Annotated in this window: 17 protein-coding genes; 8 read left to right on the forward strand and 9 right to left on the reverse strand. The window is 70.1% G+C overall.

Annotated features, from left to right (window positions below; translation table 11 throughout):
• On the forward strand, positions 1-1,206 hold the full coding sequence (locus ACFSBI_RS04745; protein ID WP_377932557.1) for a glycosyltransferase: 1,206 nt from the start codon (positions 1-3) through the stop codon (positions 1,204-1,206).
• Positions 1,207-1,465: 259 nt separating this feature from the next.
• Here the strand turns inward: ACFSBI_RS04745 and ACFSBI_RS04750 are convergent, their stop codons facing one another.
• The 3 genes from ACFSBI_RS04750 to ACFSBI_RS04760 form a co-directional block, all read right to left on the reverse strand.
• The gene (locus ACFSBI_RS04750) at positions 1,466-2,656 is read right to left on the reverse strand and encodes an acyltransferase family protein (RefSeq protein WP_377932732.1); all 1,191 of its coding nucleotides are present in this window, start codon (positions 2,654-2,656) and stop codon (positions 1,466-1,468) included.
• A gap of 428 nt (positions 2,657-3,084) precedes the next feature.
• Positions 3,085-4,620 (reverse strand): sugar transferase, encoded by a 1,536-nt coding sequence (locus ACFSBI_RS04755; protein ID WP_377932558.1) that lies wholly within the window; start codon positions 4,618-4,620, stop codon positions 3,085-3,087.
• Positions 4,621-4,661: 41 nt separating this feature from the next.
• The gene (locus ACFSBI_RS04760; protein ID WP_377932560.1) at positions 4,662-5,168 is read right to left on the reverse strand and encodes a VanZ family protein; all 507 of its coding nucleotides are present in this window, start codon (positions 5,166-5,168) and stop codon (positions 4,662-4,664) included.
• A gap of 72 nt (positions 5,169-5,240) precedes the next feature.
• Between ACFSBI_RS04760 and rfbA the strand changes: the two genes are divergently transcribed.
• The 5 genes from rfbA to ACFSBI_RS04785 all read left to right on the forward strand — a co-directional run bounded on the left by rfbA (position 5,241) and on the right by ACFSBI_RS04785 (position 10,481).
• The gene (rfbA, locus tag ACFSBI_RS04765) at positions 5,241-6,116 is read left to right on the forward strand and encodes a glucose-1-phosphate thymidylyltransferase RfbA (RefSeq protein WP_377932562.1); all 876 of its coding nucleotides are present in this window, start codon (positions 5,241-5,243) and stop codon (positions 6,114-6,116) included.
• Entirely contained in the window at positions 6,113-7,111 is a 999-nt protein-coding gene (gene rfbB / locus ACFSBI_RS04770) for a dTDP-glucose 4,6-dehydratase (RefSeq protein WP_377932564.1), read from the forward strand. Before rfbA ends, rfbB begins: the two co-directional genes overlap by 4 nt.
• The gene (locus ACFSBI_RS04775; RefSeq protein WP_377932566.1) at positions 7,108-8,511 is read left to right on the forward strand and encodes a sugar nucleotide-binding protein; all 1,404 of its coding nucleotides are present in this window, start codon (positions 7,108-7,110) and stop codon (positions 8,509-8,511) included. Before rfbB ends, ACFSBI_RS04775 begins: the two co-directional genes overlap by 4 nt.
• Positions 8,512-8,617: 106 nt before the next feature.
• On the forward strand, positions 8,618-10,165 hold the full coding sequence (locus ACFSBI_RS04780; protein ID WP_377932568.1) for a right-handed parallel beta-helix repeat-containing protein: 1,548 nt from the start codon (positions 8,618-8,620) through the stop codon (positions 10,163-10,165).
• 109 nt (positions 10,166-10,274) lie between these two features.
• A complete protein-coding gene (locus ACFSBI_RS04785; protein ID WP_377932570.1) occupies positions 10,275-10,481 on the forward strand; it encodes a CopG family transcriptional regulator in 207 nt (68 codons plus the stop codon).
• A 4-nt stretch (positions 10,482-10,485) separates the two neighbouring features.
• On the opposite strand, the gene ACFSBI_RS04790 is transcribed toward ACFSBI_RS04785, so the two are convergent.
• A complete protein-coding gene (locus ACFSBI_RS04790; RefSeq protein WP_377932572.1) occupies positions 10,486-10,914 on the reverse strand; it encodes a DUF6630 family protein in 429 nt (142 codons plus the stop codon).
• Between the two features lie 131 nt (positions 10,915-11,045).
• Between ACFSBI_RS04790 and ACFSBI_RS04795 the strand changes: the two genes are divergently transcribed.
• Complete coding sequence (locus tag ACFSBI_RS04795; RefSeq protein ID WP_377932574.1) at positions 11,046-11,477, forward strand: type II toxin-antitoxin system death-on-curing family toxin; 432 nt, start codon at positions 11,046-11,048, stop codon at positions 11,475-11,477.
• A gap of 3 nt (positions 11,478-11,480) precedes the next feature.
• On the opposite strand, the gene ACFSBI_RS04800 is transcribed toward ACFSBI_RS04795, so the two are convergent.
• Together ACFSBI_RS04800 and ACFSBI_RS04805 are read right to left on the reverse strand one after the other, a co-directional pair.
• Positions 11,481-13,466 carry a glycosyltransferase family 2 protein gene (locus tag ACFSBI_RS04800; protein ID WP_377932576.1) on the reverse strand — a complete coding sequence of 662 codons (1,986 nt, stop codon included), beginning with the start codon at positions 13,464-13,466 and terminating at the stop codon, positions 11,481-11,483.
• An 89-nt stretch (positions 13,467-13,555) separates the two neighbouring features.
• Positions 13,556-14,872 carry a UDP-glucose dehydrogenase family protein gene (locus tag ACFSBI_RS04805; RefSeq protein WP_377932578.1) on the reverse strand — a complete coding sequence of 439 codons (1,317 nt, stop codon included), beginning with the start codon at positions 14,870-14,872 and terminating at the stop codon, positions 13,556-13,558.
• Between the two features lie 147 nt (positions 14,873-15,019).
• Between ACFSBI_RS04805 and ACFSBI_RS04810 the strand changes: the two genes are divergently transcribed.
• Positions 15,020-16,423, forward strand: coding sequence for an SDR family NAD(P)-dependent oxidoreductase (locus ACFSBI_RS04810; protein ID WP_377932580.1), 1,404 nt, complete (start codon positions 15,020-15,022; stop codon positions 16,421-16,423).
• Positions 16,424-16,521: 98 nt separating this feature from the next.
• On the opposite strand, the gene ACFSBI_RS04815 is transcribed toward ACFSBI_RS04810, so the two are convergent.
• Genes ACFSBI_RS04815 through glf form a run of 3 tightly spaced genes read right to left on the reverse strand, consistent with a single transcriptional unit; the run spans position 16,522 to position 21,214 of the window.
• Positions 16,522-18,246: a hypothetical protein gene (locus ACFSBI_RS04815; protein WP_377932582.1), complete on the reverse strand. Its 1,725-nt coding sequence runs from the start codon at positions 18,244-18,246 to the stop codon at positions 16,522-16,524.
• A complete protein-coding gene (locus ACFSBI_RS04820) occupies positions 18,243-20,060 on the reverse strand; it encodes a CDP-glycerol glycerophosphotransferase family protein (RefSeq protein WP_377932584.1) in 1,818 nt (605 codons plus the stop codon). The genes ACFSBI_RS04815 and ACFSBI_RS04820 overlap by 4 nt, the downstream gene beginning before the upstream one ends.
• Positions 20,057-21,214: a UDP-galactopyranose mutase gene (gene glf, locus ACFSBI_RS04825; RefSeq protein ID WP_377932586.1), complete on the reverse strand. Its 1,158-nt coding sequence runs from the start codon at positions 21,212-21,214 to the stop codon at positions 20,057-20,059. Before glf ends, ACFSBI_RS04820 begins: the two co-directional genes overlap by 4 nt.
• Positions 21,215-21,328: the final 114 nt, after the last annotated feature.

The raw sequence follows: 21,328 nt of genomic DNA on the forward strand, positions 1-21,328 counted from the left end.
ATGCGCAAGCTCGCCACTGAAAAGCGGTCACGAGGACATCGAAAGCACATGCAGGACCAGGAAGGCGCCTCGATGACCGGTCTCATCGTTCACGAATGGATCGAACGACGGGGAGGCTCTGAGAACGTGCTCGAGGCGATCGCAGCTGCCTACCCGGACGCGCCGGTCCTGACGCCCTGGTCCAACGCTCCCGAGCGCCTGACTGGGCATGACGTTCGTCAGAGCATCCTGGCCAGGACGCCGGTGCGACGCAGTAAGCCCCTCGCGGCACTGGTGCTGCCGCTCGCGTGGCGGACGATGGTGCCGACGGGCACTCAGTACGAGTGGGTGATCGCGAGCAGCCATCTCTTCTCACATCACGTCCGGGTCCCCGGACGTGATGGGCCAGCTCCGAAGTTCGTGTATGTGCACTCACCGGCGCGCTATATCTGGAACCCCGACCTCGATGCTCGAGGCGCGAATCTGCTCGCGCGGACGGCCAGTAGCGTCTTGAAGCCGCTCGACCGTCGGCGGGCACAAGAAGCGCGGCGGATCGCCGCGAACAGCGCCTTCGTGCGTGACCGCATCAAGAGCACCTGGGGTCGGGACTCCACCGTCATCCACCCACCGGTCGATGTCGACCGGGTGAGGCGACTCGCAGCCGCGCCCGAGCAGCTCGGCGATGCCGAGCGTTCGGCGCTGGAGCAGATTCCCGAGGTGTTCCTCCTCGGAGCTTCCCGATTTGTCTCGTACAAGCAGCTCGACCGTGCGATCGAGGTCGGAGAGGCTGCGGATCTTCCCGTCGTACTGGCCGGCGGCGGCCCCGAGGAGATCGCGTTGCGGGCTCGTGCCGCAGAGGCGACCGTGCCCGTGTACTTCGTTCTCGAGCCAACCGATGCGATGCTTGCCTCGCTCTACGCACGCGCGGCAGCCCTCGTCTTCCTTGCGATAGAGGACTTCGGAATCATGCCCGTGGAGGCGATGGCGACGGGCACCCCCGTCCTCGCGCGCCGCCTGGGCGGAACCGCAGAGACGGTCATCGATGGACGCACCGGCATCTTCATTGAGGATGAGAGCGCGACGGGCATCCGAGCGTCGGTGAACCGACTCCTTACCCTCGACAGGGCGCCGGTGGCGAGCCACGCCGACAGATTCTCGACCGCGATGTTCGAGTCGCGGCTGAAGGCCTGGGTGCAAGAAGGCCTGACTGACGGCGCACTCAGCTGAGGAGCGGGTGGCCCTCAGCGTTGTCGCGCTTCAACGGCCACAGCCTCGTCGCCTGACGCCGAGCTTGCGTGTCGCACGCTTCAGCACCTCTAGCAACGGAGCACTTTGCGTAGTCGCACAACAGGCGCCCGTCGACGCCTTTTGACGAGAACGCAGTAAGGACTCAGGCACCACCGGCACCTGCCCCGAATCGAGCCGCTGGCACAATCTCCTCGAACGTCGACAGGTCCGGGATACGCACGACGATTGAGCACCAGTGTCATCGACCCCGGCTGGTGGGCTCCGCTACAACAACGGAGCCCTCATCTGCCGCGCGAGGCGAGGAAGAAGCCGAGCTGTTCGGTGAGCGTCGCCCTTGTGCCGAAGCACTTCTCCTGCCGCCCCGAAGCAGGACCTCGGCAGGAACTTCAACGAAGCGATGGAGTACCCAGGCAAGGAACCAACCGGCCCCCAAGAAAGCGGCTAGGACTGAACTTGCGATGACGGGCGAGGAGATGGCAGGAATTCGAGCAGAAAACGCATGGATGAGTATCTGGTGCACGAGATAGAACGCGAAGGAGATCTCGCCGAGTCGGACGAGTCGTCTGCGAGCGAAGAAGGTGGGCCTTTCAGCAAGATCGCGAGATGCGCCGGCTACCAGGAGCGCGCAGAAGGGCGCCAGCGTGAGGGCCGCTCGAGCGAACGTCGACGGCCAGACGCCGCAGATCACGTAAGCAGCGAGGGCGATGACAAACCAGCGCCAGAAGCCCGGAAGCCGAAGACCCGCCCGGACACTTGCCGCAAGCAGGCATCCGACAGCGAACTCGAGGAGTCGGGTCGGCGGGAAGTTGTACAAGAACCACAACCAGCGGCCGGAGGGGTCGGATCCGACGATCTGGGCGTTCGGTACGTGCAGCGCCGCTACAGCGGCGACGGCGACGATCATCAAAAAGAGGCCGCTGAGAAGCGCCCACCGGGTGCGCTGTCGGAGGTCGAATTGACGTCGCCGGATGAGGGGAAAAACTAGATAGAAGAACGCCTCCGCTGAGAGCGACCAAGCGACGCCGTTCACGGCGTAGAACACGCGCTGGTCCGGCACCCACGCTTGCAGAAGAGGCACTCCCGCCAGGACCCCAAAGGCGAGCCCGGTCTGCAGTCCGAGCGCGGGAAGCAGGAGCGCCGCAAGCGCCCAGGTGACGATGTGGAGCGGGTAGACCCGTGCAAAACGGCGGCGGTAAAAGCTCCTCGCTGAGTCCTCCTGACGCGTCGACCAGGTGAGCACGAAGCCCGACAGAATGAAGAAGAACGACACACCGAGATACCCCTGCCTACTTAGGGGCAGAGTGTAGGCGGCGATCGATCCACCGAGCATTCCGTGGATATGGCCGAAGAATACGGCGCAGGCAGCCAGAGCACGCAAGCCGGTGAGCGAATCAAGGCGCGTCCGCTCGCGCGGAGGTGAAGTGCTCATCGCGGCCACGGACAGGGGACCGCCCGCAGGTGGCCCCTCGCCGCCGCTCGGCCCCTGGAGGAGTGCATCGTCGCGCAGAAACCCCTAAGCCGACATACAGCACGAGGACCGGTTGCTCCACCCGATGGATCGCGCCGGAGCAGCATTCCCGCTCGATTCAGATGCGGCAGGCGGCCCCCGTTCAAGCCGAGAACAAGATGGGTAACCCATCCCTTGTGTCGCGGGCCGACAACTGCCTCCTCAGGGGGAAAAGTCATCGACCGCCTACGCAGAGACTCTGCAGAAGGTTGACGGTTCGGAAGCGCGCGATACGAGCCCTGCCGATCGTCAACTGCAGCTGCTGAACTCGTTCGCCAATAGGTGGACCGACTGCGCGAGGCTGAAGGCGTCTGGGGTTCGCTCATCTCGGGGTCAGGCCGAGCGGTCCTTCAACGCGCGCCCTGCGACTGCAGCACCGTCTTGACGGTCCAGAGCAGGATGACGAAGTCGTCGAGCAGCGACCAGTTCTCCGCGTAGTAGAGGTCGAGGCGCACCGTGTCCTCCCATGACAGGTCGCTGCGCCCGCTGACCTGCCAGAGGCCAGTGATGCCCGGCTTGACGAGCAGCCGGCGGCCCGCCGCGTTGTCGTAGAGCGCGACCTCCTCTGCCCGCTGCGGTCGCGGTCCGACGATGCTCATCTCGCCTCGCAGCACGTTGAAGAACTGCGGCAGCTCGTCCAGCGAGTACTTGCGGATGAACGCACCAAAGCGGGTGATTCGCGGATCGTTCTCTACCTTGAAGAGTGGCTTGTCGTCCGTGCCCTGATCCTTAAGGAGCGTTGCGAGTTCCGCGTCGGCTCCCACCCGCATAGAGCGGAATTTAAACACGTTGAATGCCTTGCCGTTTAGACCGATCCGTTGCTGCCGGAACACGACCGGGCCCGGGGACGTGAGTCGCACCCCGATGGCCGTGGCAATCATGATCGGGGCCGACAACAGGATGGCGACGCATGCGACACCAAAGTCAATCGCGGCTTTGGTCGCCTTCTTGCCCCCTTCGTAAGCCGGCGAGTCGACGTACATCAGCGGCATTCCGCCTACTGGCCGGGTGTGGATGCGAGTGCCCGCGACCTCGGTTATCGCAGGCGCGACCATCAGATCAACGCCGGTCGACTCGAGCTGCCAGCCAATACGCCGCACCGCCTCGGGAGGCAGCTCGGCAGAGCCGGCGAGCGCGACGGCATGTACCCGCTCTCTCCTGGCGATCGCAGCGACCTCCTCGAAGGAGCCGAGCCGCGGCAGGGGCAGGCCCGTGCCCGAGGCATCGGGCGGCATGCATGCTCCAACGATCTCGAAGCCCAGGTAGCTGCGGCGCCGAAACTCGTCATAGACGTGGTCCACGGACGCCGCGGCCCCGACGAGCAGAACGCGCACCAGGTAGCGCCCTCGCCCCCGCTGACGCCGAAGCCACTGACGCCAGGCCCATCGAGACGCGACGAGCAGCACGACGCCGACCGGGAAGGCGGTGACGATGTAGCCGCGGGCAGGCAAGAACTGGCAGAGCAGCGCCACGATCCCGACAAGACCGAAGAGGCGGAAGCTCGCGTCGGCGATACGGGTGTACTCCGCGAATCCGGAGCCGATTATGCGCGAACTGCGTGAATCTGCGAGCTTCAACGCCAAGAGCCACACGGCCAGCAGCACGAGAGTCGCGGCCCAGTACGGAACGGCCGCTGCCCGCCCCGCGCTCGCCACGTTCTGTGAGGCGTCGAGTCCGATCCAGAGTCGCTGCGACCCGAGCAGCACCGTCACGAGGATCAGAAAATCCGTGACGAGGAGCCGCCGCTGGTACGCCCGCTCCCACTTCGGCCGGGACCGTCCGATCGCCGCCCCAATAGGCGGCATAACGCGGAGAGCAGATCGTCGGACGGGCTGGACGCGCGGCAATTCGTCACGCAGGGTCGGACGCTCGGTCGTCACTGCCACCTCTGCCTCCCGTGTCGTCGAACCAATGAGGCCTTCAGCGTCTAGTGCCGGACGGGTAACCCGTCCGAGGCACGCCGTCCCTCGAGCACATCGCGGATCACGAGGACGTCGCGGTGCAGGATCAGCAGCCGGACCGCGAGCGCGACGAGGAACCCGATCAGCGCCCCCGACGTGTTGGCGACCACGTCGGCCAGGCTCGCGACCCGCCCCGGCAGCAGCAGCAGCTGCGTCGTCTCGATCGCGGCGGAGAAGAGCCCGCCGGCGATCACCGCGAGCCAGGAGAAGCGCAGCGGCAGCAGGAGCCCGCCGAGGAAGCCGACCGGCACGAAGAACACGATGTTCGCGGCGAACTCCACGAACCCGTAGTCGATGAACCTCGGGACGCCGCGCTCGTGCAGCTCCTGCAGGAACCGCTCGATGTAGGGGTCGAGGCCTCGGTCGACCGTCGTCGGCCACAGCGTGACGAGCAGCACGACCCCGACGTACATCAGGGCGAGCACGGTGACGAACCGCACGCGGAACGCCCCGGCGAGCGTTCCTCGGGCCATGCCGCCCGATGGTACGGCGCTCCACGAAGCCTGAACGAGCGCCGACCTCTGGATTCCGGAACAATGGCCGCAATGCGCGGCATCATCCTCGCGGGCGGCTCCGGCACGCGCCTGCACCCCATCACGATGGGCGTCTCGAAGCAGCTGGTCCCGGTCTACGACAAGCCGATGATCTACTACCCGCTGTCGACCCTGATGCTCGCGGGCATCCGCGACGTGCTCGTCATCACGACGCCGCACGACGCCGACCAGTTCCGGCGTCTGCTCGGCGACGGCAGCCAGTTCGGCATCTCGATCGAGTTCGCGGTGCAGGCGGAGCCGAACGGCCTGGCCCAGGCCTTCGTCATCGGCGCGGACTTCATCGGCGACGACTCCGTCGCGCTCGTGCTCGGCGACAACATCTTCTACGGCGACGGCCTCGGCACCCAGCTGCGCCGGTACCACGACCTCGACGGCGGGGCGATCTTCGCCTACTGGGTCGCCGACCCGGAGCGCTACGGCGTCGTCGAGTTCGATGCCGACGGCAAGGCGGTGTCCCTGGAGGAGAAGCCGGCGCGGCCGAAGAGCAGCTTCGCGGTGCCCGGCCTCTACTTCTACGACAACGACGTGAAGGCCATCGCCCGCGACCTCGCCCCCTCACCGCGCGGGGAGTACGAGATCACCGACGTGAACAAGGCCTACCTGTCCGCCGGGAGGCTGCAGGTCGAGGTGCTGCGCCGCGGCACCGCCTGGCTCGACACCGGCACGCACGACTCGCTGCACGACGCCGGCGAGTACGTGCGCACCATCGAGCACCGGCAGGGCCTGAAGATCGGGGCGCCGGAGGAGGTTGCCTGGCGGCTCGGCTTCCTCGACGACGAGGGCCTGCGGGAGCGGGCCGAGAAGCTGACGAAGTCGGGCTACGGGCAATACCTGCTCGGGCTGCTCGAGAGAGGGGTCCACGCATGAAGCTGCTCGTCACCGGAGGCGCGGGCTTCATCGGCTCGAACTTCGTGCACCACGTGCTCAAGACGACCGACCACTCCGTCGTCGTGCTCGATGCGCTCACCTACGCCGGCAACCGTGCGTCGCTCGACGGGCTGCCCGACGACCGGTTCGAGCTGGTGGTCGGCGACATCACCGACGCCGTGCTCGTCGACCGCCTCACCGGCGAGGCGGACGCGGTGGTCCACTACGCCGCCGAGTCCCACAACGACAACTCGCTGCACGACCCGCGCCCGTTCCTCGACACGAACATCGTCGGCACCTACACGCTGATCGAGGCCGCCCGGAAGCACGGCACCCGCTTCCACCACATCTCGACCGACGAGGTCTACGGCGACCTCGAGCTCGACGATCCGGACCGCTTCACCGAGCAGACCCCCTACAACCCGTCGAGCCCGTACTCCTCGACCAAGGCGGGCAGCGACCTGCTCGTCCGTGCATGGGTGCGCTCGTTCGGGCTGCGGGCGACGATCTCCAACTGCTCGAACAACTACGGGCCTTACCAGCACGTCGAGAAGTTCATCCCCCGCCAGATCACGAACGTGATCGACGGGGTCCGCCCGAAGCTCTACGGCGCCGGGCAGAACGTGCGCGACTGGATCCACGCCTCCGACCACTCGAGCGCCGTCCTGACGATCCTCGAGCAGGGCCGCATCGGTGAGACCTACCTCATCGGCGCCGACGGCGAGGAGGACAACAGGTCGGTCGTCGAGACGATCCTCGAGGCGATGGGACAGCCGAAGGACGCCTACGACCACGTCACCGACCGCGCGGGCCACGACCTCCGCTACGCCATCGACTCGACGAAGCTGCGGACCGAGCTCGGCTGGCGTCCCGCCTACGGCGACTTCCGCGCAGGGCTCGCGGACACGATCACCTGGTACCGGGAGCACGAGGACTGGTGGCGGGCGCAGAAGGCCGCGACGGAGGCCCGCTACCAGCAGCAGGGGCAGGCATGAGCGCCGCGTTCGCGCACGACAAGGCGCTCGCGGTTCACGAGACACCGATCCCCGGGCTGCTGCTCGTCGACCTCCCCGTGCCCGGCGACAACCGCGGCTGGTTCAAGGAGAACTGGCAGCGGGAGAAGCTGCTCGCCCTCGGCCTGCCGGACCTCGGCCCGGTGCAGAACAACATCTCGTTCAACGACGCCGCCGGCACGACCCGCGGCATCCACGCGGAGCCGTGGGACAAGTACGTCTCCGTGGCGACCGGCCGGATCTTCGGCGCATGGGTCGACCTCCGCGAGGGCGAGACCTTCGGCGCGGTCTTCACCGCCGAGCTGGATCCGTCCCGCGCGATCCTCGTGCCTCGCGGGGTCGGCAACAGCTACCAGACGCTCGAGCCCGACACGGCGTACACCTACCTGGTCAACGACCACTGGTCGCCGGACGCCGCCTACACGTTCCTGAACCTCGCGGACGAGACCGTGGCCATCGACTGGCCGATCCCGCTCGACAGCGTCGAGATCTCCGCGAAGGACATGGCGCATCCGCGGCTCGCCGACGTGGTCCCGATGGCGGCGAGGAAGACGCTCGTGCTCGGCGGGAACGGACAGCTCGGCCGGGCGCTGCGCGAGGTCTTCCCCGACGCGGAGTTCACCACGCGCGCCGAGCTCGACGTCACGGATCCGGCCGCCTTCTCGTCACGCCGCTGGCGCGACTACGGCACGATCATCAACGCCGCCGCCTACACGGCAGTGGACGAGGCCGAGACGCCGGAGGGGCGCGTGCGCGCCTGGGCGGTCAACGTCTCCGCCGCCGCCGCCCTGGCGCGGGTCGCGGTCGCCCACGACCTGAGGATCGTCCACATCTCGAGCGACTACGTCTTCGACGGGCGTGCGCGGGAGCACGACGAGCACGAGCCCTTCAGCCCGCTCGGCGTGTACGGACAGACCAAGGCCGCGGCCGACGCCGTCATCTCCACAGCCCCGTTCCACTACATCGTGCGGACGAGCTGGGTGATCGGCGATGGCAAGAATTTCGTTCGAACGATGCAATCCCTGGCGATTCGAGGCCTGTCTCCCCAGGTGGTGGACGACCAGGTCGGTCGGCCCACCTTCGCGACGGAGCTGGCCCGAGGCATCGCGCATCTGCTCGCCTCCGACGCCCCCTTCGGGACGTACAACCTGTCGAACGGCGGACCTCCGGCGTCCTGGGCGGACGTCGCACGCCGTGTCTTCACGAGCGTCGGCAGGGAGTCGACCGCGGTGAAGAGCGTGTCGTCCAAGGACTACCTGCGACCTGAGCAGGCGGAGCGCCCGCTCAGGTCGACGCTCGACCTCGAGAAGTTGACCAGGACGGGCTTCGAGCCGGAGGACTGGCGGACGGCGCTCCAGCACCACCTCGACGCAGATCGCTGAATCCCGCGAACCATCTGCGCAACGCCGATCGAGTCCGAGACCGATTGGGTCGCGACCTGCGACGCTGATGCGCCGCCTCGCGGCTCCGACGACAGAAGGACCTTTCATGCGCCGGCTTCAGGCCCTCCGTGCAACCGTGCTCGCCGGAGCACTCTCCGTCGCGCTGATGGGAGCCACGCTGCCCGCTACCGCCGCCAGTGCGGCGAGCTCCGCCAAGACCGGGACCACCTATCGTGTGGACTGTTCACAGCGAAAGACCGGCGACGGTCGATCTCGCCCTTTCAACTCGCTCTCGGCCGTGAACCGGCACGCCTCCTTCGGTCCGGGTGACAGGATTCTCGTCCGCCGAGGCACCACCTGCACGGGCAGGCTGCAACCCCGCGGATCCGGCACATCGGCGCGGAAGATCGTCCTCGGCGCCTTCGGTCGTGGGGCTAAGCCCATCCTGCGGGGGGACGGAACGCCCTCCAACACGGCCACGCTCACCTTGAAGAACGTGCACGACTGGACCGTGCAGGACCTGCACGTGACCAACGCCGGGAAGGCGAGCTCGACGGGGGCCTACCGCAGCGCAGTCCTCCTCCTCAACGACAACGTCGGAACGCTGCCCGGCATGACGGTGCAGCGCCTCACCGTCGATCACGTCGTCAGCAACCTCGCCTCCAAGGGCGCCGACTCACGCGAGTTCGGCGGCATCATCGCGAAGACCTGGGGCCATCTTGGCGGCGGCTATGACGGTCTCAAGATTCTGCACAATCAGGTGACGGGCGTCGGCCGCTCCGGCATCGTCGTCGCCAACCACACCGCCGAGCCCCGGGCCTGGGACGATCGAGTGCGCATCGCCTACAACGCGGTCCGCGCCGTGAAGGGCGACAGTATCATCCTGCGCGGCTCGCGGGACAGCCGGATCGACCACAACCTCAGCGTGAACGGCTCGAACATGTTCCCCTGCACTCGCTGCGGCGGCATCAGCCCGGACACCGCGAACGCCGGCATCTGGCCAGCGGAATCGCAGCGCACGCGCATCGACCACAACGAGGTGTACGGAGAGCACGCACTCGGCGGGGACGGCGAGGGCATCGACGTCGACCGGAGCGCGGTCGACACGGTCGTCGAGTACAACTATCTCCACGACAATCAGGGCGGCGGCATCCTCTTCTGCGGATCTCTGCGCACGACGGCCCGATTCAACATCCTGCAGAACAATCAGAGGTCGGCCTTCGCCTTTATCGGCTCCATCCCCGCGAAGGACACGAGGATTTACAACAACACCGTGTACAACTCACGCAAGAGCGGCGCAAAGATCGTCCGCTACTTCAACGGCGCACACGGCTCCAAGATATCGTTCAACAACAACGTGCTCATCAATTACGGCAACCGCACGTACCTCTGGCCCACGAAGCGAACCACCAAGGCGAACACGCTCGTCGGTCTACACGGAGCCGGACGCCCGACCGACTCGAAGACCTCGTGGGCGAGCCCGGGCTTGAAGCACCCCGGATCCGGACGAACTGGGTTCAAGACGCTCAGCGGCTACAAGCCGAGGCACCCGTCGACCTTCCCGAAGGGCGTGGCGATCCCGAAGAGCGTCACCCGGGACTTCTTCGGCAAGAAGATCAATCCCGCGAAGCCACCGCGGGGCGCCGCGGGCTGACGCTGGTCAGTAGAAGGGGTGGGAGGCACTGCCTCTCACCCCTTCTACGTTCTCCGGCACCGCAGCGTGTCCTGCCCGAGGCCCTAACCCTCAGCCATAGGTTGAAGGCATGGCGATGACCCTTCGACTCAGCCCCGCCGAGGACGAGACCCTGGCCCGCCTCGCGCGATCGTTCCGGACGAGCAAGAACCTCGCGGCGGCCGCAGCCATCGACCTCGCCGCGCCGAAGCCGGACCACACCGAGTTCGTCCGCGAGTCCACCGGCCGGCTCCTCGAGCAGTACTCCGCGCTCTTCGGGCGCCTCGCCGAGGCCTGAGCGCTCAGCCGCCGAGCGACGCCTCCTGCCCGCAGGCGGCGGTCGCCCGGAGGACGTCCTTCACCCGCTCCTCCGGCAGCACGACGAGCGGCCACGACTGGTCGTCCTCCACCAGGCGCACGACGCGGAGCCCGTCCGCGGCCAGCACGCCGTCCGCGATCCGCGTCGCCGCGGGCAGGTCGTCGGTGTCGGTCGCCTCGTCGAGGTCCGGCTGCGCGGCGAAGACCCGCGGCAGCTGCGCCAGCGCGTCGGTCAGCTCCATCCCGGTGTCGTCGGCGTGCAGGTAGGCGAGCGCGCCGGCCTCGTCCAGGCCGTCGAGCAGCGCCTCCCACGGGTCCTCGCCGCCCTCGACCGCATCGCGGACCGCCGCGGCGACCGCGTCGTCGTCCTCGATCAGCCGCGCCAGCCGCTCCCAGTCCCCCGCACCCGCCATGCAGCGATCCTGCCCCGGGGACCCGGGTGCGGGCCGGGATCGCGAGCGCCCGCGCTGGGTATCGTGGAGGCGGCGACCGGTCGGGTCGCTCCCATCCGCCGCGCGGACGCGCCGAGCCGGTCTGGAGTCAGGTGTCAGTCGATCCGTACGCCTCGCGCCCGTCGCAGGCGGCGCCGGTCGAGTACCTCTCCGTCGACGACGTGGTCCAGATCGTCGAGATGTTCAGCGAGTCGCCGCTGCGCGAGGCCGTCCGCGACCTCGGCCTGCTGATCGGCGCCGTGGACCGGCCGTCGCTGAAGTACCGCGGGATGGACGTCTACACGCCGCTCGAGATGAAGGCCGCCGCCTTCATGGAGAGCCTGTCGCGCAGCAACGCCCTCTTCGACGGCAACAAGCGCCTCGCCTGGCTCGCCACCAACGTCTTCCTCGAGCTGAACGGCAAGACGGTGCACTTCAGCGACAACGAGATCTTCTCGCTGCTGCGCGAGGTGCAGCAGGGCTACCTCGCGACCAACGAGCTGGCGCACCGCCTGCACACGCGCATCGCGCCGCTGCAGGGCTGAGCGCTACCGCCGCACCCGGCGGTACACCTCCCGCAGCACGGCGCGGCCGCGCTTGCGCATCCGCTTGACCCGGCCCTTCCAGACCGCGGACGCGGGCGCCGGCGCGGACGGCGAGTGCCGGAGGATCGATAGCGAGTCGCCCTGCACCTTCACCGCGCGCCGCCCGAGCCAGGCGCCGTACTCCCCCGTCGCGAAGGTCAGCTCGTACGTGCCGTTCGGCAGCGACTCGGTGCTCGAGACCTCGAGGCGGGCGCCCTGCGGGGTCGCGTGCAGGTCGCCGCGCAGCACGTGCTCCTCCCCCGCGCCGCCCGTGTCGGGCACGAGGCGCACCGCGGCCTGGATGCGCGACTCCCCGGTGCTCGCGACTCGCGGCAGCGGGATAGCCAGCCCGCCGCGGATCGTGCCCTGCACATGACCGGTGCCCGGGCCGCCGTCGGCGATGGGGTTGCGCAGGCGCCCGGCGAGGTCGAGCGACAGCGAGCCGTTCCGGGTCTTGTAGGCCACCGCCGGCAGGGGTCCGAGCACCGCGGGCTGCGCGGGCCCGTCGTACTGCACGGCGCCGCCGCGGGTCGCGCTCGCCCAGCGCACGTCCGCGATGAGGTCGTGCACCCCCGCCGCGAGCGGTGCGCCGAGCGCCGCGGTGCGCGGGTCGATGACGGCGTGCGCGGTCAGCCTGGGCGCGACCCGGCCGTCCTCGAACTGCTCCCACGTCGCGGCGCCGACGGTCGGCACCTGCCAGGTGACGTGACCGAAGCGGTCCCGGACGCCGAGGTCGACCCGGAACTCCTGGAGCGTGTCCGTGAAGTCGGTGACGGCGGCGGGCAGCGCGGCGAGCAGCCGCGGCGACAGGTCGCGCTGCACGCGGCCGTCCACCCGGCGCAGCGCGACGCGCTTGCCCGCCTTGTCGAGCCACTGCGCCTCGAGCTCGAGGTGCAGCACCCCGGCCTCCCAGCGCGCGGACCGGGCGACCACGCGCGCCGCGGTGTTCGCGTCCGCGGTCCAGAGGTCCATCAGCAGGTCAGGCCGCTCCTGCCGCAGCAGCAGCGCGCGGGCCCGCGGCTGCGGGCCGAGATCGTCGTCCCACTCCTCCGGGACGTAGCGCGTCTGGATGGCGCGGGCGCGGCGCATCGCCATCTCGGCCTCGGCGCCCGACGAGCCCCGCAGGTTGCGGCTGAGGCGGGTCAGCACCCGGCCCCGGTACTGGTGCAGCAGCGCGGCCTTCCGCGCCGCCTCGTGCGCGGGACCTGCGAGCGTCTCGTCGATGAAGGCGAACAGCTCGTCCAGCCGGTCCCAGAACTCCTCGGTGCGCGGGCCGTAGGTCTTCGAGTTGTTGCTCCGGCTCGACCACCACAGGTAGGCGGGGGTGTCCGCCAGCACGGCAACGCGCTCCGCGTGGCGCCACGCCTCGACGTTGAGGTAGATGTCCTCCCACAGCTGCCGGCGCCCCTCGGGGAAGCGGATGCCGTGCTCGTCGAGGAACGCGCGCCGGTACAGCTTGTGCGGCACCATCGGCAGCAGCCGGTCGATGCCGCCGTCGGTCACCGCGTTCGCGACGTTGCCGTCCACGAGCGCCGGCATGCACCACCAGGCGTCGGAGGTCTTCGACTCCTTCGGGCTCAGCACGTCCGCCCGCGTCTCGGCCGCGTACTCCGCCATCCGTCGCAGCGCGTCGGGGTACAGCGAGTCGTCGTGGTCCATGTAGAGGACGTACTCGCCCCGCGCGATGCCCGTCGCGACGTTGCGGGGGCGGCTCGGCCAGCCCGAGTTCTCGATGCGCTCCACCCGCATGTTCGGGCGGGAGGAGGCGAGGCGGCTGATGCGCTCGAAGGTGTCGTCCGGCGACCCGTCGTCGACGACGATGGTCTCGAACTGGTCCTGCGGCAGCGTCTGCGCGTCGAGCGAGCGCATCACGCGGTCGAAGCCCTCGCCCGGGCGGTAGGCCGCGATCACGACCGAGATGCGCGGCGCCGACTCGTGCGGCTGGGCCATGCCGTTTCCTCCCCGGTGACGGAAGCGGGCGCGGTGGTGCGGAACCCGCCAGGCACGCTACCGGGCAGGGCTGCGTCGTGCGATGCGGGTCAGGGACGACCCATGCCGAGGTAGGTCCAGCCGGCGGCGCGCCAGGCCTCGGGATCGAGGACGTTGCGGCCGTCGATGATCAGCGGGGTGCGGACCTGCTCCTTCAGCGCCACCGGGTCGAGGTCGCGGTACTCCTGCCACTCGGTGACCAGCACCACGCAGTCGGCGCCGTGGAGGGCGTCGGCGGTGTCAGTGGCGAAGCCCAGCTGCGGCTGCAGCCGGATCGAGTTCGGGATCGCCTCCGGGTCGGTGGCGATCACGTGCGCGCCCCGCCCGTTCAGCTGCACCGCCACGTCCAGCGCCGGGCTGTCGCGCACGTCGTCGCTGTCGGGCTTGAACGCCAGCCCCAGCACCGTCACCTTCTTCTGGAACACCTGCCCGCCGAGCGCGTCCACGACCAGGTCGACCATCCGCTGGCGGCGACGCAGGTTGATCGCGTCGATCTCCTTCAGGAACGCCACCGACTCGCCGCGGCCCAGCTCCTCCGCCCGCGCGCTGAACGCCCGGATGTCCTTCGGCAGGCACCCGCCGCCGAACCCGATCCCCGCGTTCAGGAACCGCCGCCCGATCCGCGCGTCGTAGCCGATCGCATCCGCCAGCTTCGTCACGTCCGCATCCGCGACCTCGGCGATCTCCGCCATCGCGTTGATGAAGCTGATCTTCGTGGCCAGGAACGCGTTCGCGGCCACCTTCACCAGCTCCGCGGTCTGGTAGTCCGCCACCACGCACGGCGTCCCCGCCGCGAGCGCGGTCGCGTAGACCTCCTCCAGCAGCGCCCTCGCGTGCGCGGCGTCCTCCGGGTCGGCCGGCAGCCCGAACACCAGCCGGTCCGGGGTGATCGTGTCCTTCACCGCGAAGCCCTCGCGCAGGAACTCCGGGTTCCACGCCAGCAGCGCGCCTGAGCCGGAGTCCTTGATCTTCGCCGCCAGCCGCGCCGCCGTCCCCACCGGCACCGTCGACTTCCCCACCACCAGGTCGCCCGGCTGCAGGTGCGGGATCAGCGCGTCGACCGCCGCGTCCACGAACGTCAGGTCCGCGGAGTTCGAACCGCGCGCCTGCGGCGTCCCCACCGCGATGAAGTGCACCCGCGCCCCGGCCGCTGCGCCCATCGACGTCGTGAACGACAGCCGGCCCGTCGCCCCGGCCGACTGCAGGATCTCCGGAAGCCCCGGCTCGAAGAACGGCGCCTGCCCGGCGCTCAGCGCCTGCACCTTGCCCGGGTCCACGTCCACCCCGACCACCTCGTGGCCCAGCTCCGCCATCGACGCCGAGTGCACCGCGCCCAGGTAGCCGCAGCCGATCACGGAAAGACGCATGGAGGACACCTCTCGAGAGCAGGGGCGCTGGGTGGCGCACGGATCAGGACGAGCCTGGCAGAACAATGGTCGTCGGCCATGGAACACGCGGCCGGAGGCTCCGTGGCGGCTGCCGATCCGCCCGCACCCCCGGTTAGGCTGCCCGCCATGGCAGAGCAGGGGCGCCTGAAGACCGTCGCGGTGATCCTGGCGGGCGGTGTCGGGGTGCGGGCCGGGCTCGGGATGCCGAAGCAGCTGGCGCGGATCGCGGGCAAGCCGATCATCGAGCACACGATCGCCGCCGTCGACGCGGCCGACTGCATCGACGAGATCTTCGTGATGATGGAGCCGAACCACATGCCGGCGGTCGAGGAGCTGATCCCCCGCTACGGCAAGCTCACCGGCGTCTACCCCGGCGGCGAGACCCGCAACGACACGACCCGCCTCGCGCTCGAGCGCCTCGGCGAGGACGAGTGCAAGGTGCTGTTCCACGACGCGGTGCGTCCGTTCGTCGACGAGCGGATCCTGCAGGACTGCGTCGACGCGCTCGACCACTACGGCGCCGTCGACGTCGCCATCCCATCGGCCGACACGATCATCCAGATCAACACCGAGACGAACGTGCTGGTCGACGTGCCGCCGCGCGCGCTGCTGCGCCGAGGGCAGACGCCGCAGGCGTTCCTCGCCTCCGCGATCCGCCGCGCCTACGAGCGCGCGGGCAGGGACAAGAACTTCGTCGCCACGGACGACTGCACCGTCGTGCTGAAGTACACGCCCGACGTGCCGATCTCCGTCGTCGCCGGCTCCGACGAGAACATGAAGATCACCGAGTCGATCGACGTCTTCATCGCCGACAAGCTGTTCCAGCTGAAGTCCGCGACCCCGGACGGGCTGTCGACCGCGGACCGGGAGCGGGCGCTCGAGGGCAAGACCGTCGTCGTGTTCGGCGGCAGCGAGGGCATCGGGGCTGCGATCGCGGACGCGGCGCAGCGGTTCGGCGCCTCCGTGTTCCCGTTCTCGCGCTCCGCGACCGGCACCGACATCCGCAAGCGCAAGCGGGTGCGGGCCGCGCTCGACCAGGCGCTGGAGGCGACGGGGCGGATCGACTACGTCGTGAACTCCGCGGGCATCCTCGAGATGGGCGGGCTCGACACCTTCAGCCACCAGGCCGTGAAGAACACGATCCAGGTGAACCTGATGGGGCCGATCATCATCGCCCAGGAGGCGCTGCCGGCGCTGAAGGAGACCAAGGGGCAGCTGCTCTACTTCACCTCCTCCAGCTACACGCGGGGGCGGGCGAACTACGGGATGTACTCCGCCACGAAGGCGGCGACGGTGAACCTGACGCAGTCGCTGTCCGAGGAGTGGGCCGAGCACGGGGTGCGCGTGAACTGCATCAACCCGGAGCGGACCGCGACGGGGATGCGCACGAAGGCGTTCGGCGAGGAGCCGGCCGGCACCCTGCTCGCCGCGGAGACGGTCGCGATGGCCTCGATCGACACGCTGCTGTCGACGGTGACCGGCCAGATCGTCGACGTGCGCCGGCGGGACAAGGCTCCGCAGCCCGCCTGAGCGCGTCGGGCGCGCGGGCTCGGGTGGGCTCGAGGCTCGCTGCGCTCGCACCTCGACCGACGGCGAGGGGCGCGCGCGGCGTGCTGGGGGGACGTCCGTCAGACGCCGGGGCGGGCGAAGGCGCGGCGGCGGCGCTGCGTCGCGATCGCCTCGTCGACCGAGGTGCGGAAGCGGCGCTCGAAGTCGCCCGCGGAGTCGAGGGTGCGGCCCAGCGCGAGGCGATCGGCCGCGTGCGCGTCGGCACCGAGGGCGTCGTCGAGCGCCGTGAACACGTCCTCCGGGTATCGGCGCAGGATCGTGCCCGCCGCCGCCATCGGGAAGGAGGTGCGGATCGCCTCGTCGGAGAGCGAGCCGATCGCGGGCACGGCATAGGGCACGTCGGCCCGGACGGCCTCGGTCAGCGCCGGGGAGACGTCCGCGACGACGAAGCGGGCCACGCTCAGGACGGTGCGCAGCTGCTCGGTCGGCACGACCGCGTGCTCGGGCCCGGCGGCCGACACGAGGCGCCGGAGCCGGTCGAGCTCGGTCGCGACCGTCGGCAGCCGCGCGCCGGTCGGCGCAGCGGGGACGAACCGCACCTGGACGTCCTGGCGTGCGAGCAGCGCGTCGAGGATCCGGCGACCGCGGGTGAGCAGGGAGGAGACGTCGACGGCGTCGACCGGCGCCTCCCAGGTCGGGGCGTACACCACGACCGGCTTCCCCTCGCGGGGCGCGCTCGGCTCGGCGAGCGGCGGCCGGACGGCGCCGATCTGCTTCACCTTCGACGCCGGCACCCCGCTGACCGGGTAGTCGTAGCGGGCGGCGCCGGCCGGCCCGGCCACCCAGATCTCGTCGTACATGCGGGCGATCGGGCTGCGCGACTCCGGCTCGTCGGAGTCCCCGTGCCCGACCAGGACGTCGTAGACGCCGGGCACCCGCAGCAGGTGGTTGTTGATGTTCGTCGAGTCGCTCGGGTAGAGGGCGAGGTCGACGGTCGGCACCATGAACAGCTCGACGTCCTGGCTGCGCGGCGCCCAGACGACGGGGACGCCGCAGCCGTCGAGGGCGTCGAGGTGGCTCTGCTCGCGGACGAGGATCATGCAGGGCCGCTCGAGCGCGAGCAGCGCGGGCACCCACAGCTGCACCTGCTCCACGGTGCCGCGGCGGCCGCTGTGGTGCAGGACGACCTCGGGCGCGTGCGCCTCGAGCGCGGCGCGGACGGTCTCGCGGACCTCGTCCGGCGCGCGGCGGTTCAGCACCCGGTACTGCAGGGCTCGGCCCGCGAGCACCAGCAGGACGACCGCGATCACGATCCACTGCGCCACGAGCGCGGCGCCGTAGCGGTCAGTCGCCTCGCCGATCGTGTAGCCGAGCGGGATCAGCAGGGTCAGCACCGTGAAGGGGCCGTCGGGCTCCGCGATCGGGCGCAGCGGCTGCGGTGCGGGCAGTCCCGGCACCGCGAGGTTCCGCCAGCTGACCGGGCCGCCGGCACGCCGCCAGTTCACCCGGCGGGCGAAGACGAGGACGAGGTCGCGGCCGCCCGCGAGCAGCAGCACCGCGACGACGGTGAGCGCGACGATCGGCCCGGCGTCCGGCAGCAGCCTCGCGGCCAGCAGCGCGGTCAGCACGTCGAGCGACAGCAGCCGGAAGCGGACGTCGAGCACCGATGCCAGCGACTCCGGCAGCAGGTGGGGGGCTCGGCGGGACAGCAGCAGCTCGAGCACCACGACGACGATCGCGGCCACGAGGAACGGCAGCGCGAGCGCCGCGACCGCGGAGACCAGCAGGACCAGGTACGCCGCGAGCAGGCCCGCCGTGACGACGAGCCGGACGAGGCGGCTCACGAGACGCGCGCCGCGGCGAGGCGGGCGTCGGCCCGCTCGACGAACAGGTCGACCTCGTGCAGGAACACGGCCATCGGGTCGCCCTCGGGCCCGAGCAGGTGCTCGGCGAGCGCCTCGCGCTGCGGGCGGCGGAGGTCCGCGCCCGCCGCGTCCGCGAGCGCCTCCGGCAGCCCCGCGCAGTCGCTGCCGAGCAGCACCGCCGCGCCGGAGGAGGGGAAGAGCGCCCGGAACTCCGCCTCCGGCAGGTCCCGGCGATTGGTGACCGCGTAAGGCTTGCGGCTGGCGAGGAAGTCGGTGATGACGCTCGAGATGTCGCTGATCAGGATGTCCGCGCGGTTGAACGCCTCGTACAGCGAGTTCGGCGTCGGAGCGACGACCTGGCTGCCGTTCCCGGCGCGGCGCACGGCCTCGTCGATCGCCTCGCGGGCCCGCCCGGCGGCGGGCAGGCGGTGCCCGGTCAGCGGGTGCGGCTTGAACAGCACCCGGGCCCCGGTCTCGAGGCAGGTCTGCACGATCCGCTCCCCCATCGTGGCGACCGAGGAGTAGTCGGCCTCGTCGAAGAAGCCCTCCCACGTCGGCGCGTAGAGCACGGTCAAGCGGTCGCCCGGCTGGTGGTCGTCCGGCTGCGCCCGGCGGATGTCCGCGAGCTGGGGCCGACCGACCGGCCGGACCACGTTCAGGTCGATGCCCTCGTCGACGGCGGCGTACCGCTCGACCGCGGCGCGGCCGGCGACCCAGATCTCGTCGTACATGCGGTTCAGCGGGCTGAAGCTGCCGACCTTGTCGCTGTCGCCGTGCCCGATGAAGCTGTGCATGGGGCCGGGGATGCGGATGGTCTCGTTGTTCTTCACGACGTTGGTGGGGTACAGCACCACCCGCACCGAGCGCGGCATGACGGACAGCAGGTCGCCCACCGACGGCGCCACGACGGTCGGCTTCGTGATCGTCTCGACCCCGTCCAGGTGCACCGCCTCGCGCAGCACGACCAGCACGGGGCGCTCCATCGCGTTGATCACGCTGGCCCAGACGCCCAGGGCGTAGGTGCCGGAGGCGGGCGACGAGAAGGAGAAGACGACCTCGGGCGCGTACTCCCGCACCGCTTCGGCGAGCGTCGTGTCCGTGATGCGCACGGGGTGGGAGCCGCGCGGCCCCCACGCGGCGAGTGCGAGGCCGACGGCGCTGAAGGCGACGAGGAGCGCGAGCGCGGCGAGCAGCACGGGCACGGAGCCGATGCCTGCGGCGGCGAGGGTGAACCCGGCGAGGACCAGCACCTCGGTGGTCGTGATCAGACGCAGGCCGTCGACCGGCAGGACGTCCTGGACGGGGTCCGGCAGCGGGCCCGGCCCCTGCTCGGAGCCGTCCCGCTGTCCTGAGCCTGTCGAAGGGACGTCGAGGTGGCGCCACGTCATGCCGGCCCGCTCGCGCGCGGACCGGCGCACGCCGAGCGCGGTGTAGACCGTGAGCGCCAGGTGCAGCGCGAGCACCGTGATCAGCAGGACCGCGAGCGAGAAGAACGCGAGCTGCGGCGGGGTCGCGGCGACCGCGGCGGCGACCGAGCCGTTCCGCACGAGCGACCGCTCCGGCCGGTCGAGGAGGATGCGGCGGGCGATGCGCCGCAGCCGCGGCGAGCGCTCGCCGCGCGCGATGTCGGCGGCGAGGCTGGGCACCGCGCCGACCATCGAGATCGCCCAGAGGCCCGTCAGCAGCGCGACGATCGCGGCGAGCACCGCGAGCGCGACGAGCCCGAGGTCGACGACGTCGCTCGACTCCTGCCCGAAGCGGACCGGGGCGATGCGGCGCTGCCGGCCCCTCATCGATCCCCGCCGACGAGCCGCGGCACGAGGCGGTTCTCGACCGTCGAGATCGCGGCGCCGATCGCCATGTGCATGTCGAGGTACTGGTAGGTGCCGAGCCGGCCGCCGAAGAACACGTCCGGCTCCTGCGGCATCAGCTCGCGGTAGCGGAGCAGGCGGTCACGGTCGTCCGGGCTGTTCACGGGGTAGTACGGCTCGTCGGCACCGGTCGCGAAGCGCGAGTACTCGCGCATGATCACCGTCGCGTCCGCCGGGCTGTCGCGCTCCGGGTGGAAGTGCTTGAACTCGTGGATGCGCGTGTAGGGCACGTCGAGGTCCGAGTAGTTCATGACGGAGGTGCCCTGGAAGTCGCCGACGGGCAGCACCTCGCGCTCGAAGTCGAGCGTGCGCCACGCGAGGTCGCCGAGGCTCGAGTCGAAGTACCGGTCGACCGGCCCCGTGTAGACGATCGGCACGTTCCCGACGGTGCTCGCCTTCCCGAACTCCGACGAGGTGAAGAAGTCGGTCTCGAGGTGCACGGTGATGCGGGGGTGGTCCGCCATCCGCTCGAGCAGCGCCGTGTAGCCGTCGACGGGCAGGCCCTCGTGCGTGTCGTTGAAGTAGCGGTTGTCGTACGTGTACCGGACGGGGAGCCGGCTGATCACGTCCGCGGGCAGCCGCTTCGGGTCCGTCTGCCACTGCTTCGCCGTGTAGTCGCGGATGAACGCCTCGTAGAGCGGGCGCCCGATCAGGCTGATCGCCTTCTCCTCGAGGTTCTGCGGCGTCGAGTCGCCGAGCTCCGCGGCCTCCTCCGTCACGAGCGCGCGCGCGGAGCCCGGCCCGTGGGCGGCCCGGAAGAACTGGTTGATCGTGCCGAGGTTGATCGGCAGCGGGAACACCTCGCCGCGGTGCTTCGCGTAGACGCGGTGCACGTAGGAGGTGAAGGCGCTGAAGCGGTTCACGTACGCCCACACCCGCTCGTTCGAGGTGTGGAACAGGTGCGCGCCGTAGCGGTGGATCTCGATGCCCGTCTCGGCATCGCGCTCGCTGTAGGCGTTGCCGCCGATGTGGTCACGCCGGTCGATGACCGTCACGTCGAGCCCGTGCTCCTCCGCCATGCGCTCGGCCACGGTGAGCCCGAAGAAGCCGGAGCCGACGACCAGCAGGTCCGTCATGGCCGCACCACCCCGAATCGCATCGGGTGAGAAGCGTACCGGCGGAGGCATGGAGGAGGCGGCTCATCCGCGCGCCTCCGCGGATGTCGCGCACCGGACGTCGTCACGATCGGG

Source organism: Amnibacterium endophyticum (genome assembly GCF_042680685.1).
GTDB lineage: Bacteria > Actinomycetota > Actinomycetes > Actinomycetales > Microbacteriaceae > Amnibacterium > Amnibacterium endophyticum.

Bases quoted from the DNA above. Each gene is read 5' to 3' on its own strand.
- ACFSBI_RS04745 (WP_377932557.1), top strand. From the start codon at position 1: ATGCGCAAGCTCGCCACTGAAAAGCGGTCACGAGGACATCGAAAGCAC.
- ACFSBI_RS04750 (WP_377932732.1), bottom strand. From the start codon at position 2,656: ATGAGCACTTCACCTCCGCGCGAGCGGACGCGCCTTGATTCGCTCACC.
- ACFSBI_RS04760 (WP_377932560.1), bottom strand. From the start codon at position 5,168: ATGGCCCGAGGAACGCTCGCCGGGGCGTTCCGCGTGCGGTTCGTCACC.
- rfbA (WP_377932562.1), top strand. From the start codon at position 5,241: ATGCGCGGCATCATCCTCGCGGGCGGCTCCGGCACGCGCCTGCACCCC.
- rfbB (WP_377932564.1), top strand. From the start codon at position 6,113: ATGAAGCTGCTCGTCACCGGAGGCGCGGGCTTCATCGGCTCGAACTTC.
- ACFSBI_RS04775 (WP_377932566.1), top strand. From the start codon at position 7,108: ATGAGCGCCGCGTTCGCGCACGACAAGGCGCTCGCGGTTCACGAGACA.
- ACFSBI_RS04780 (WP_377932568.1), top strand. From the start codon at position 8,618: ATGCGCCGGCTTCAGGCCCTCCGTGCAACCGTGCTCGCCGGAGCACTC.
- ACFSBI_RS04785 (WP_377932570.1), top strand. From the start codon at position 10,275: ATGGCGATGACCCTTCGACTCAGCCCCGCCGAGGACGAGACCCTGGCC.
- ACFSBI_RS04790 (WP_377932572.1), bottom strand. From the start codon at position 10,914: ATGGCGGGTGCGGGGGACTGGGAGCGGCTGGCGCGGCTGATCGAGGAC.
- ACFSBI_RS04800 (WP_377932576.1), bottom strand. From the start codon at position 13,466: ATGGCCCAGCCGCACGAGTCGGCGCCGCGCATCTCGGTCGTGATCGCG.
- ACFSBI_RS04805 (WP_377932578.1), bottom strand. From the start codon at position 14,872: ATGCGTCTTTCCGTGATCGGCTGCGGCTACCTGGGCGCGGTGCACTCG.
- ACFSBI_RS04810 (WP_377932580.1), top strand. From the start codon at position 15,020: ATGGCAGAGCAGGGGCGCCTGAAGACCGTCGCGGTGATCCTGGCGGGC.
- ACFSBI_RS04820 (WP_377932584.1), bottom strand. From the start codon at position 20,060: ATGAGGGGCCGGCAGCGCCGCATCGCCCCGGTCCGCTTCGGGCAGGAG.
- glf (WP_377932586.1), bottom strand. From the start codon at position 21,214: ATGACGGACCTGCTGGTCGTCGGCTCCGGCTTCTTCGGGCTCACCGTG.